General features: G+C 54.6%; 11 protein-coding genes and 1 pseudogene. 9 read left to right on the forward strand and 3 right to left on the reverse strand.

What is annotated here, in order from left to right; translation table 11 throughout:
* Window position 1: 1 nt before the first annotated feature.
* Window positions 2-214 carry a hypothetical protein gene (locus tag QA644_RS27550; protein WP_283072506.1) on the forward strand — a complete coding sequence of 71 codons (213 nt, stop codon included), beginning with the start codon at window positions 2-4 and terminating at the stop codon, window positions 212-214.
* A gap of 32 nt (window positions 215-246) precedes the next feature.
* Window positions 247-465: a hypothetical protein gene (locus QA644_RS27555; RefSeq protein ID WP_283072507.1), complete on the forward strand. Its 219-nt coding sequence runs from the start codon at window positions 247-249 to the stop codon at window positions 463-465.
* A 278-nt stretch (window positions 466-743) separates the two neighbouring features.
* Here the strand turns inward: QA644_RS27555 and QA644_RS27560 are convergent, their stop codons facing one another.
* Entirely contained in the window at window positions 744-884 is a 141-nt protein-coding gene (locus QA644_RS27560) for a hypothetical protein (protein ID WP_283072508.1), read from the reverse strand.
* A gap of 442 nt (window positions 885-1326) precedes the next feature.
* On the opposite strand from QA644_RS27560, the gene rfbC reads away from it, so the two are divergent.
* From rfbC to QA644_RS27575, 4 genes and pseudogenes are all read left to right on the forward strand, one after another.
* Entirely contained in the window at window positions 1327-1890 is a 564-nt protein-coding gene (rfbC, locus tag QA644_RS27565) for a dTDP-4-dehydrorhamnose 3,5-epimerase (RefSeq protein WP_283072509.1), read from the forward strand.
* A 15-nt stretch (window positions 1891-1905) separates the two neighbouring features.
* Window positions 1906-3187 (forward strand): annotated as a pseudogene (locus QA644_RS27570) (SAF domain-containing protein).
* 550 nt (window positions 3188-3737) lie between these two features.
* Window positions 3738-3911: a DUF982 domain-containing protein gene (locus tag QA644_RS35225; RefSeq protein WP_349254145.1), complete on the forward strand. Its 174-nt coding sequence runs from the start codon at window positions 3738-3740 to the stop codon at window positions 3909-3911.
* Window positions 3912-4129: 218 nt separating this feature from the next.
* Window positions 4130-5329, forward strand: a complete 1200-nt coding sequence (locus QA644_RS27575) for an acyltransferase (RefSeq protein WP_283072510.1) — start codon at window positions 4130-4132, stop codon at window positions 5327-5329.
* Here the strand turns inward: QA644_RS27575 and QA644_RS27580 are convergent.
* Together QA644_RS27580 and QA644_RS27585 are read right to left on the reverse strand one after the other, a co-directional pair.
* Window positions 5299-7152 carry an acyltransferase family protein gene (locus QA644_RS27580; RefSeq protein ID WP_283072511.1) on the reverse strand — a complete coding sequence of 618 codons (1854 nt, stop codon included), beginning with the start codon at window positions 7150-7152 and terminating at the stop codon, window positions 5299-5301. The genes QA644_RS27575 and QA644_RS27580 overlap by 31 nt on opposite strands.
* A gap of 581 nt (window positions 7153-7733) precedes the next feature.
* Complete coding sequence (locus QA644_RS27585) at window positions 7734-8504, reverse strand: metallophosphoesterase family protein (RefSeq protein ID WP_283072512.1); 771 nt, start codon at window positions 8502-8504, stop codon at window positions 7734-7736.
* 540 nt (window positions 8505-9044) lie between these two features.
* On the opposite strand from QA644_RS27585, the gene QA644_RS27590 reads away from it, so the two are divergent.
* The 3 genes from QA644_RS27590 (at window position 9045) to QA644_RS27600 (ending at window position 13189) form a co-directional block, all read left to right on the forward strand.
* Window positions 9045-10463, forward strand: a complete 1419-nt coding sequence (locus tag QA644_RS27590; RefSeq protein ID WP_283072513.1) for a glutamate-1-semialdehyde 2,1-aminomutase — start codon at window positions 9045-9047, stop codon at window positions 10461-10463.
* Between the two features lie 180 nt (window positions 10464-10643).
* On the forward strand, window positions 10644-11882 hold the full coding sequence (locus QA644_RS27595) for a class I SAM-dependent methyltransferase (RefSeq protein ID WP_283072514.1): 1239 nt from the start codon (window positions 10644-10646) through the stop codon (window positions 11880-11882).
* A gap of 41 nt (window positions 11883-11923) precedes the next feature.
* On the forward strand, window positions 11924-13189 hold the full coding sequence (locus QA644_RS27600; RefSeq protein WP_283074036.1) for a DUF4910 domain-containing protein: 1266 nt from the start codon (window positions 11924-11926) through the stop codon (window positions 13187-13189).
* The last annotated feature ends 5 nt before the right edge of the window (window positions 13190-13194 follow it).

Here is a 13194-nt window from a genome sequence, read left to right on the forward strand (position 1 = left end):
CATGGGTGGAAGCCCCAAGAAAGATGCCGCCGGCCAATTCGCGAAGTCTCGTGCAGACAGAAAGGCTTCCGGCGTCCACAGCGCCAGGCCCACCGTCATAACGGGGTCGGAGGACGCCACGGTTCATAAAAACCCTCCAGGCAAGCAAAAGCCAGAAAAAGACTGGGATCTGAACTACGATCCGGCTGAGATGAATGAGGGTCAATCGCACTAAGTGTTGTCGGGCGGCGGCGCAGAAGCTGCCTCATGCGTTCTATTCCGATATCCGCTGGTCATTTCGACGATGCCTGTCGGCACGTTCGTCCTGAAGGCATGGATCAGCATGTCCGCATTTTGGCCGATCAGGCAGATATCGCATGGTTGGGTGATGAAGCGCGGATGGGTATTCTTGCACAATGTCGGGCGCAACAAGCCGAGTTCATCGATGTCTTTGCCAAAGAAGTCTTAGCAGCGTTCAAAACTTAAGGCGCGAAGCGCCGCCTGCTTGTCGCACGGTTGACCGTCCACACCTTTCCAGTCGCCGGATCTTCAAGAGTGAGTGTCCCAAATGGACCGTTTCATGATGCAGCACCTGCCGCAGCATAAACGGTCTGCAATTCACCACGCCTCCCGGTCACCCTACGCTTCCCGCGGCACTGGTTAACAGAGCGTTTTCTCTCGTATGCATCTGCCTGACGACAGGATCCAAGTGAAGCTGTGGCGGCGTCCGACGGACATGATCTTTCACGACCGGTCGCGGCGGCCTATTCGAGGAAGCGCAGCCATGGGTGACGATGTCGTGTCGTCGTTAAGATGCAGTCGCCCATGAACTGCAACACGTTTTCAACTGGGTTCAGTTCCGGCGAGTGCGGCGGCAGCAACGTCAAGATGATGTGGTCCGGCATCTTCAGTCTCAGCGTTTATCCGGTGACATTATTTCTTGCAACCGATTAAGTCTTAAGAGTTGACATTACGCAAGGGCGGAAGGTAGCATGATGGAACAAATAATATCGAATTTATCGATGCTGACAAGTATTGATATGGAGTATCATACCACGTTTAATACACTATTCCTGCCTGAATCTCTTGCTTTCACGCAAAATATAGGTTGACATTCGTTTAAATTATCCCATTGCAGCGACATTTATATTTGTACGAGGCGCGCTTTGTTGATTTTTGAACTTTGAAATTCATTGTTAATGTAACACTAAGTTCTGGAGCAGCGTGAAGAGCATATGATTAAAATCAATCTTTGCGGGCCCTTGAACGGCGCTCAGAGCGTCATTGCTCTACGGTCGGGGCTGCATCGCAGCTGACCGCTAAACAGAGGGATACGAGGCCAGTGGCATGAAATTTCACGGAACGCCTTTGGATGGTGCATATGTCATCGAGCCGGAACCGCGCGGGGACGAACGTGGATGGTTTCAGCGCGTCTTCTGCGAGCGAGAAATGGCCGACGCCGGCATCGAAGGCCGCTTCGTACAAGTCAATAACTCGTTCAACGCCGAAGCGGGCACCCTGCGTGGGCTGCACTATCAACTCCCACCATCGCCAGAAGTTAAGATCGTCCGGTGCCTCTCCGGAGCACTGTGGGACTGTATCGTCGATCTACGACCCGATTCCCCGACGTACCTTGGTTGGCACGCGGTTGAGTTAACGGGTGAGAACCGGCTGGCATTCTATGTGCCGCGCGGCTTTGCCCACGGGTTTGTGACACTAAGGCCCAACACCGAGACATTGTATTTTGCCAGCGAGTTCTATGATCCAAAGTCGGAGCGCGGTGTGCGTTGGAATGATCCGAAGTTCGGCATCGCCTGGCCGGTTGAAGGGGTCGTAATTTCGGAGAAAGACGCGAAATGGCCAGACTTCGATGAGGATTTTCATGGCGTGGAAAGCCTACGCGGCATCTAGGAGCAGGAGGTTCTGATGGTGATTGACACGCTCCTGAAGAAACGGGAACAGGATGGCCGTCCCATTAGGGTCGGGATGTATGGCGCGGGCTTTATGGCGAAGGGCATCGTCAACCAGATCGCCAACTCCGTGCCGGGAATGATCCTTTGCGTGATCTGCAACCGAAACGTGGAGAAGGCTATGTTAGCCTACCGCGCTGCTGGCCTTGAGGCATCCTACGCCTGCGACAGCAGCAAGCTCTCCGACTTGATTGCCGAAGGCACGCCGGCTGTCACTGACAATCCAGCATTGCTGTATGAGTCGGGTGATCTGGATTGCTTGATTGATGCGACGGGTGCGATCGAATATGGCGCCAACATCACCTTAGGCGCAATCGCGCACGGTCGCGACATGGTGACCGTGAATGCCGAACTGGACGGTACGGTTGGTCCGCTTCTCAAGAAAAAAGCCGATGCGGCAGGGGTTATCTTCACGGCCTGCGATGGAGACCAGCCCGGAGTACAGATGAACTTGTGGCGCTTCGTCAAATCCATCGGCCTTACGCCGCTGGTGTGCGGCAATATCAAGGGCCTACAGGATCCCTATCGAACACCGGCAACGCAGGCCGAATTCGCGGCAAAAAGGGGGGCAGGACCCGCATATGGTCACCAGCTTCGCTGATGGCACGAAGATTAGCTTTGAGCAAGCTATTGTCGCTAACGGCACTGGCATGTCCATTTTGAAGCGCGGCATGACAGGTGTCGAGCATCGTGGCCATGTCGATGAACTCGTCAATGCGTATGACATTGAGGCGCTGAAAGCCGTGGGTGGAGCCGTCGACTATGTTGTGGGAGCAACACCAGGTCCGGGTGTCTTTATTCTCGCCTACCACGACGATCCGAAGCAGCAGCATTACCTGAACCTTTACAAGCTCGGAACCGGCCCTCTTTATAGCTTTTACACACCTTACCATCTTTGCCATTTCGAAGTGCCTCTCTCAGTGGCTCGGGTTGTACTTTTACGCGATCCGGTGCTTCAACTGGAGGGGCCAAGGGTGGAGGTTGTGGCGACTGCAAAGCGCGACCTTAATGCTGGCGAAACGATCGACGGTTTGGGCGGCTACATGAGTTATGGCCAGTGCGAGCGCGTCGATGTCGCCGGAGCTCAGGATTTGTTGCCCATGGGGGTTGCAGAGGGATGCGTCTTGAAACAGGCCGTGGCGAAGGATCAAGCCCTTACCCATGCCGATGTGGTGCTGCCGGCGGGCCGCACCATCGATCTGCTGCGCCGCGAACAGACGGCGATGTTTGCTGCGTAGTGCCGGAGACGGGACTTCAGTGGGGACCCTCGCATCAATTGTGTGGCTGATAATTTAAATCGACGCCCGCGGGTAAATCGAGCCAGCCCCGGGGCGAAAATGCGTTATTCAATCGGCGCACCAGGGCCTGCTCAACCGTCATTTTTAAAGCTCTGCTGCAGCCTTCCGATTCGCTGCAAATAAGCCGGATCCCTACGCCAGCAGGAGAAAGCCGAAAGTTGCTTTACAATGCACATAGGCGACGACTGGCTCTCCAACCGTATCGTCAAGGATAGCGGCGACATCGCCACCCATGGCTGCTCAAGGAAGATCATGTCCATCGGAAGCCGCCAATCGGCGCATCGGGCATGATCGCCGCTCGTTCGTATCAGACCTGCCGAAACGCCAGCGAATGGAATTTTCGACGCCACTTCCGCAGACAACCTTTCTCTTCGGCTGCTTAAGCGGCTCGGCATGGATTTTGCATTGGCAATAGCTACCGGGGCTAAACAGTGAGCAAGGTGCCATGAAACAAAACAATTTGGCCTTTCGGCCCATCGGTCTGACGACGATGCATTGCATCGCAGAGTGCCGAGTTGTTAATTCTGTCAGGCGCGCCGCCGAAACGCTTCTACAGAGTTGGTCGATCGATGACGGTGAGGAATTTCCGAGGCAGTCATGTGCCTGGAGGGTTTTGCGTGCCTCTCGAAGATGTTCGCGCAGCATTCATCAAACCCGCTCATGAAGCGATTGACGCTGACTTATCGCGTGGCGCGCGGCAGTAAGAAAGGATCTTGACCCGCGCCAGGATCCATCACGGAGCTGCAAAAAGTCACCATCAAGACAAGAGAGAATATTCTCCTGAGCGGCATTCAGGTGGTCAAATACCGATGTTATCCTTCAACCCAACGTCTGAATAGCATTTACCCGAGATTTTTACTGCATTGACCAGGTGTCATTACAATGAATACTCTGGTTTGCATTCTGCGCTTTCTTGCACATGTGAGGCGTACCGTGGAGCAGATCTATACTGTTCAATATCTGCGAGGGATCGCAGCAGTCGCAGTTCTCGTTTTCCATGTCAGCGAACGACATAATCTTGGCTTTTCAGTCGGAGCCGCGGGTGTCGACCTGTTTTTCGTTATCAGCGGCTTTATCATGTGGATCACGACTGACGGAACCACCATGACGCCGGGACACTTTATTCAAAAACGCGTCAAAAGAGTTGTGCCACTTTACTGGGTTGTAACGTTTGCGACATTTGCTGCCTTGCTCGTCAAACCGGCCTTTTTCTTCGATCACGATGGATCGTTGCAAAATCTCATTGGCTCCTTGTTTTTTCTTCCACGCCTGCAGGACAGCCTTCATCCGGTCGTCGTCCAAGGGTGGACACTCACCTACGAAATGGTCTTCTATCTCATCTTTTCCCTCACGCTATTCTTCAGGGAACACACTACCAGACTGATCTTGGCAATCGGCTCGCTCTGCATCATGTGCCTTGCGTCGTTCCTGTTGGATTGGCCTTACCTGCGGGCTTTGACAAGCCCCGTCATCTTGGAATTCGCCGCCGGTCTCTTGATTGGCCGTGCATTCGTCCGTGGACCAGATTGTCCGCCTTGGCTGTGTATAGGACTTGCTGCCGTCGCTCTGATCTGCTTGGCAGCGGCCACGGCCTTTGATGCAGACCTGCCGCGCGCCATAAGATGGGGTGTTCCCTCGGCGCTTCTCGTCCTTGCCGCCGTGATGTGGGAGCGGCGAAGGAATGTCCAGCCATCCAGCATGCTGCTCTTCCTTGGCAACGCATCGTACTCGATCTATCTTTGGCATGTGTTATTCGGCGTGGCGATCGTCGCGCTTCTTCTGCGAAGCGGGATCCCGCAGTGGGCTTTCCCTCCGATCGAAGTCGCGGCTGCGCTCGGCCTGTCGCTGATTGCCTATGTTTACGTCGAAAAACCGTTGGGCAGGTTGATCAATCGGCGATTTCAGTCCAGACGTCGCGCCCCCCTGGCGACAAATCACCTGACGAAAAAGGGCGCCCCAGACATAGCCGAGAAGACTACAGCCGCATCTGGAAAAAGCGGAGCGGGCAAGGGATTTGCGGCGGCACGACCGCAAATCGACCGACGCAGACTTCAATTGACGCGGGATACGAGCGGGAAATAGCGTTCGACAACGCGAGCGCTGCCAAAATTCGACAAGTGGCCGGAATCGAAATAAAGCATCCTGCCATCGTCAATGTAAGGGCACTCGCCGGCTGCGCAATCCATCGCAATCGGATCCACGAAATCGGCGCCGCCCGCAGCAGTGCGCAGCCGCTGGTTAAAATCGTGATCGATCACGGTTGACCAAGAGGCCGCTTTTTGGCCAGCGGCTGCCTTCTTAAAAGCAATGACGTCGACATTGGTTACAAACATTGGCGATTGCCCGATCACTATTACCCGGACACCCTGTGCCTGAAGGTGTCTGACAGTGTCTTTGAGCATATCCAGGCCCCGGCGTTGCAAATCAACCCATCGGCCCGAGAGCACGACCGTCTTAACGTCAAGCGACCGGATGATATCTAGAGCTTTCTGATTGAACGCCTGGCAGTTCGGTCTGGCGTAGGAGTAATAGGCAAGGACCGGAGGGCATCCGGCAAATGTATACTCATAGACGCGGCCATGAATGGACGCGGCGTTCGCGACGATCCCGGGGGCGTAGTGGGCGGCATAGGAATCCCCCCACAGAAGCGCAACATCACCGGTGTTTGTCGTCAAAGCGCAATCTTCGGGGCGCCATTTTTTAAAGCCGTCGTCGTCTTCGAAAAAGCAGGTGCCGTTCCGCCACGTCTGGCCGGCCTGCACTGTCGTATCCGCGCTCGCTACAACTGCAGAAACGTCAAGCATGCGCGCTTCGACCTTGGTTGCATAGCCGGGAAAACGCTGAGGGAAGCCATGAGCGGCGATGCCCCCGTAACCGAACAGCGAGACGATCGACATGCTGGCAAGCGCCGCGCCGATGAGCGCGCGCCGGGGCCAACTCACGGTCTGCAGACGGAACGGCGTTTCGACAAAGCGCCAGGAGAAAATGGCAAGCAGAAAGCTGGCGGCGACAATGCCCATGGCATGGAGCCCGTTTGGCTCCTCAAGGGTCACGTATCGGACGAAGACAGTAATTGGCCAGTGCGCCAGATAGAGCGAATAGGAAATCTTGCCGATGAACACGAACGGCGCGCTCGCAAGGATTTTGCCGACCACGGAACGGGTCGGGCCGCCTGTATAGATGATGAGAGCTGCGCCCGCGCATGGCAAAACGGCTGCGAGCCCCGGGAATGGTGTCGCATCAGTATAGGCAAATACCGAATAGAGGATCAAGATCGCAGCACCGATCGCAACGGCGCTGTTTGTCCGGTAGGACAGCGTGCTTTGTCCTCCCCAAAGCCCCAGCAAGCTTCCAATCAAGAGCTCCCAGCTTCGTGTCGGCAAGAGGAAGAAGTTCGCTGTCGGAGCGACGTCGATTGCATAGATGCTAAGTGCCAGGGACAGAGTTAAGGCGAGTGCGAATGCCGCCAACCGCACGCGGAAGGTCACTTTGTAGAGCAGCCACATGGCGATCGGCATGAAGATGTAGAACTGCTCTTCGACCGCAAGCGACCAGGTATGCAGCAGCGGGCGTAAAAGCGCGCTGTTTTCGAAATAACCTGAGAACTTCCAGAAATAGATATTTGAGGTGAATGTCCCGACGGCCACCAGGCTTCGGGCGAAGTCTTCGAAGAATGGTGGTAGGAAAAGCATGTAGGCGGCGATCGCCGTCAGTAAAATATAGAAAACCAGTGCTGGAATGATCCTGCGAAAACGCCGCTCGTAGAATGTCAGTATGGAAAAGCGATCATTCTTGAGATCATCGTCCAGAATTCTTGTTATGAGGAAGCCAGAAATAACGAAAAAAATGTCGACGCCGACGAAGCCGCCAGAAAATCCAGTGACGCCGGCGTGGAAAAACAGCACTGGCAATACTGCTATCGTCCGTAATCCGTCAATCTCCGGCCGATATTTCATGAAGATCCTAGTTTGTGAAAGGATTTTCAGGTTTGTTAGTCATGGGTAATCAGCTTAGAAGGCGGAGTCAATAGAACAGTTAAACCGGAGAAACTTCCTCATCTGTCTTGAGTAACATGGTTTCTTTTTTGTTCATCGGCTTCCTGGATAGCTGTTTGTGTTTTACATCGATGGCTTACTTCACCAGCCGGAGCGGCTAGAGAGCTGGGTTTGATTTACTCAGAGTCATTCCTACAGCCTCGAGCTGGTTTCGGCATTCGCTTGAACAGCCGGCGCAAGGGTAGTCGGCGATAACCGGCCAGAATTTGTTGGCGATCCGCGCTACAGCTTTCCTGAAGGGCTGAAGAGTGAAGAATGGCTGTCGGTCATCCGTCGTCGCAGACGATGGAATGTGTTGCATGCACTGGTCAAGGCGGCGCTGTGCCATTGAATTTGACGGCAATGCGCCGACGGCGCCTCCCTTAACGTCAGCTGCGCAAATCGGGACGCCAGCGCGCCGGCCAGCGCCACCTAAAGGGCCGGGTCTGGTGTCAGATGAAATTAAAGCTTGCCTCGGCGATCTTCAGCACCGTCAGGTGGCCAGTGGCCGTTGCCGCCGTGTCGATGGCAACCCGCTGCGGTCCGAAGGTCGGCTGCAGGACAGGTGTATGCCCGTGAATCACGAAGAGCGGCCGACGCGGGCCTTCGCTTAAGAATGGCTCGCGGATCCACATGAGGTCCATATCCGTTTGTTTTGACATATCGACGCCAGGCTTTATGCCGGCGTGCACGAAGAGTAATTTGCCGATCTGAAGCGAGACCGGCATCATTTCGATCATGGCGATGTGCTCTTCTGGGACGAGTTCCGCGAGGAGACCTTGAAGACCGCGAACCCCTTTCGTCTTGATGACATGCGCAACGTCGATACCGTAGGAAGCCAGCGTCTCGGTCCCGGCGAAGTCGAGCCAATCAGCAATGATGGAAGGTTTGCGGAACATGCGGGCAAATTCGTCGTCGTGATTGCCTGAAAGCGCGACCTGCATGAAGCCAACAGGCGGCTCTGCTGCAAGCATGTCGAGAACCTTGCTGCTGGCGGGACCACGATCAACATAGTCGCCGAGAAAAACGAGGAGCTTGGGGCCAAGATAGGCCCTAGCGTCATCGACTATGCGTCGTTGTGCTTCTGCCAGTTCATCAGCGCAACCGTGTATATCGCTGATTGCATAGATCGCATCGAAGTCGTTATCAGACCACAAGAGCCTTTGCCTGCCGATCGACTGCGGGTTCATATTGCGGCGCCAACGCATCGGGAAGTGAAACATTGATCCACCGAAAATGACAACGACTCAATTCTCCCTACACGAAATGTCTTAACTGAAGTTCAAAGAGGAAGGCTCTCGAATCCCGTTGTGGTTCATCTCGATGGAATCTGGTTACAATTGCGCACTCATCCAGCGCAACGCCCCGGCTCGCCAAGTAGCAAATGCCACAAAAATACATCAGATCGAATTCGATTTTAACACATCATTAATTCTCATTTACATGATGTTTCTTTAATGATAACTTTTGAACAGTAGCAGTGGAGTATAGTGTACTTGCGTGTTTCTAATGCGTACCTGACAAACTTGGAATCCGGCAATCGCTGCACGATTTGGATTTGGCGCCCGTTGCAATATATGCGGCTGGCTCAACAGTTTTTCAGAAAAGACTTAGGCCATTTTGATCTCACAAGGTATGGTCTTCCGCGCTTGGGACATCCCACGGACACCCCTCCCCGCTTAGCCACTTCAAAATGTCGTTAAACACGTCCGTCGACGCCCCTTGCAACGGCATACGACGTGTTTTCGGAGAGGGAAAGAACGGTGACCAACCTCATTAGCAACTTTGAGAACTCGAAAGAGTTGCGTCAGCGAGCCAGAAGGTTGATTCCGGGAGGAGCGCATACTTATGCAAAGGGCGACGATCAGTATCCGGTCTTATCACCGGGCTTCATCGCCCGGGGGCACGGCGCCTATGTCTATGATGTCGACGGCAACAAATATATCGAGTTTGGCATGGGAAACCGCGCAGTCTCCCTTGGCCATGCCTATCCGAAGGTCTTGCGCGCTGTCGAGCGGGAGTTGAAAAATGGTGCGAACTTCACCCGGCCGGCAGTCATCGAGTTAGATTGCGCATCGATCTTTCTTGAGACGATCCAAGGCGCCGAAATGGTCAAATTCTGCAAGGATGGCTCACATGCAACCTCTGGCGCCATCCGTTTGGCAAGAGCCGTCACCGGCCGTGACCTTGTTGCCCGATGCGCCGATCACCCGTTCTTTTCGACCGACGATTGGTTCATCGGCACAACGCCCATGAACGCCGGCATCCCGAAAGCCGTACGGGATATGACGCTATCGTTTTACTATAATGAGATTGACAGTGCTAAAGCCCTGTTTGAGCAACATCCGGGTAAGATCGCGGCCGTCATCCTTGAGCCATCAAAAGGCGAAGCGCCGAAGGATAATTTCCTGCATCGTCTTCGTGATCTTTGTCATGCCAATGGAGCACTTTTCATCCTTGACGAGATGATAACCGGTTTCCGGTGGCACCTGAACGGAGCGCAGGCTCTTTACGATATCCGGCCAGATCTATCCTGTTTCGGCAAAGCGATGGGCAATGGCTTTGCGATCTCCGCGCTTGCGGGAAAGCGCGAATTCATGGAGCTTGGCGGTATCGATCAGCGCGAGAAGCCACGCGTTTTCCTGCTGTCGACTACCCATGGCGCTGAAACGCACGCTATGGCGGCGGCAATCGCAACGATGAAGATTTATCGTCAAGAGCCGGTAATCCAGCATCTTTTTGAAAAAGGCGAGGCGCTTCGAAAAGGTATTTCGCAGATCGCGGCTAGCCACGGGATTAGCAATCATTTCAGCGTCTTCGGGCTGGCAAGTAACCTCCTTTACGCAACGATTGATGAGGACGGCCGTCCCTCCCAAGCGTTCCGCACGCTGTTCCTGCAGGAATTGATCAAGCGCGGCGTTCTCGCTCCCTCCTTCGTTGTCAGTTACACGCACGGCGACCCCGAGATTGCCAAGACGCTCGATGCTGTTGACGGTGCGCTTTGCGTTTATCGCAAGGCCCTTGAGAACGGTGTGTCCAATTATCTGGTCGGCCGACCATCGGACGTGGTGTTCCGCGCCACGAACCGCATGACACCCCCTGACACTGTTCCCGCTCTGGTGCCTGAATTAAATCGTCGCGTTAAACGGCGCCAGACGAGCCTTGCCACTGCCGGCCGATAGGGAGGTCTAACGGTGCTTCACCACGTAGCATTTTCGAAGAGCCTAAAACTCACAGTCATGTTTTGCTGCTAGTTGTTCCGCCGCGAACAGATCAGCAAAGGTAAACGTGTAATAAAGCTGCTATATGTTTCAGACCACGTACTCTTCACCGCATTCGTTTCGTCTAGGAGGACGAAGATCATGTCTTCATTCAACTGCCGGTTCTGCAACACCACACTCACTCAGACGGTCGTCGACCTTGGCGCGTCACCGCTTGCAAACTCCTATATCCCCATCGACAAAACGCAGGATGCCGAACCGTTCTTTTCACTACATGCTTTCGTCTGCGACGAGTGCTTCTTGGTCCAAGTGCCTCCCATGGCGCCTCGGGAAGACATTTTCGACAGCGAATATGCCTATTTCTCCTCCTACTCGGCCTCGGTACTGAAACATGCCCGCGAATATGTTGACCATATGGTTGAGCGGTTTCAATTCGACACTGGCCATCAGGTGATCGAAATTGCCAGCAACGACGGCTACCTTTTAAAAAACTTCAAGGAACGCGGCGTTCCGGTGCTCGGCATAGAGCCATGTGCCAATGTCGCGGCCGTCGCGGTAGAGGCCGGCATCCCGAGCAGGGTGCAGTTTTTCGGTGTCGAGACGGCACGGCAGTTGGTTGGCGATGGCCTCACAGCTGACCTTCTGATTGGCAACAACGTGCTGGCGCATGTCCCCAACATCAACGATTTCGTTGCCGGCATCAAAATCGTGTTGTCGACAACCGGCATCGTAACGATCGAATTTCCGCATCTCATGAAGATGCTGGAGCTCAATTACTACGATACGATCTATCATGAGCACTATTCGTACCTGTCGCTCTATAGTGTCGAGAAAATCTTTGCCCATCACGGCTTGACGATCTTCGATGTCGATGAGATCCGTCCACAAGGGGGATCGTTGCGCATTTATGCTCGCCACGCCGAAGATCAAAGCCAGCCAGTCTCGGTGCGTGTCGGCGAACTGCGTGCGCGCGAAATTGAAGGCGGCGTCAATTCCGTCCAACGCTACAGCAAATTTACCGAGCAGGTTCACCGCACCAAGCGCGATCTGCTGCGCTTTCTGATCGATGCAAAAGAAAGCAAAAAGACCGTTGTCGCCTATGGCGCTCCGGCAAAGGGCAACACGCTTTTGAATTTCTGCGGCATTGGTACGGATCTCATCGAATATACTGTCGATGTCAGCCCTCATAAGCAGAACCACTTGCTTCCGGGGACCCGCATCCCGATCTACGCACCACAAAAGATTGCGGAGACCAAGCCCGATTACGTCCTGATCCTTCCCTGGAACATCAAGGATGAGATCATCAGCCAAATGTCGGAGGTCAAAGGCTTGGGCAGCCAGTTTGTCGTTCCGCTTCCCAATGTCGAGGTCGTTGCTTGAGCGCCGTCAGCGCGCCCGACAAGGAGCATGCCGGCGCGCGGATGTATGCCCTCATTGAGCGACTTTATCCGATCTGTCGCAGCATCACCGGTCCGGGCGTCGTCGAGACACTGGAGATTATCAGGCAGGAAATTCCGGTTAAGGTTCATCGCATAGCAAGCGGCACAGAGATCTTCGACTGGACGGTCCCGAAGGAATGGAGCATCCGCGATGCGTATGTGAAGGACGAGAGGGGCAATCGCGTCATCGACTTCAAGGCAAGCAATCTGCACGTCGTCAACTATTCACGACCGATCCGCGCGACATTGCCGCTTAAGGCGCTGAGGCCCCATCTGCACACCGACCCCGCCCATCCCGCTTGGATACCCTACCGGACAAGCTACTACAAGGAGGACTGGGGCTTCTGCCTCTCCCAGAACGCCCTTGAGGCGATGAGCGAAGGATCCTACGAGGTCCTGATAGACTCAACACTTTCAGACGGCGAACTCCTGTGGGGCGAGTGTTTCATCCCCGGCACCACAACCGACGAAATCGTTATCTCGACGCATATCTGCCATCCGTCGCTTGCCAACGACAACCTGTCCGGCATCGCCGTCTGTGTCGAGCTTGCTAAGCTTTTGATGGCGGCAAAGCGGCGCTATTCCGTGCGGATGCTCTTCATTCCGGGCACCATCGGTTCGATTGCCTGGCTTTCGATGAACCGCGAGCGGCTGTCGCGCATCAGACATGGTCTCGTCGCCGTCAACCTCGGCGACCCTGGCATGCTGCATTATAAGAAAAGTCGTCACGAGACGGCCGAGATCGATCGGGTTGTGGAGCATGTGCTGAAGGCAGCTGGGCAAGCCCATTCGATTATGGCGTTTTCTCCCTATGGCTATGACGAAAGGCAGTTCAGCTCGCCTGGCATCAACCTTCCCTTCGGCTGTCTGTCGCGCACACCCTACGGGCGGTTTGCTGAGTACCATACGTCGGCCGACAATCTTGACTTCGTAAAGCCGGAAGCGCTTGCCCACTCACTCAAAACCTACGCCTCCGTACTTGAGACACTGGACCGCAATCGAGCTCTACTGAACCTTTCGCCGATGTGCGAGCCGCAACTTGGAAAACGGGGGCTCTACGATGCCGTCGGCGGCAAATCCGACACGAAGACGCGTCAGATGGCCTTGCTCTGGGTTCTAAACTACTCGGACGGCAAACATGATCTCCTCGATATCGCCATAAAATCGGGTCTTGCATTTGATTTGATTGCCGATGCCGCCGATCTTCTGCTTGGCCATGATCTACTTGCACCGGCGCAGAGGGACTAGGGATC

This window comes from Rhizobium sp. CC1099 (genome assembly GCF_029714385.1).
In the GTDB taxonomy this organism is placed as follows: domain Bacteria; phylum Pseudomonadota; class Alphaproteobacteria; order Rhizobiales; family Rhizobiaceae; genus Rhizobium.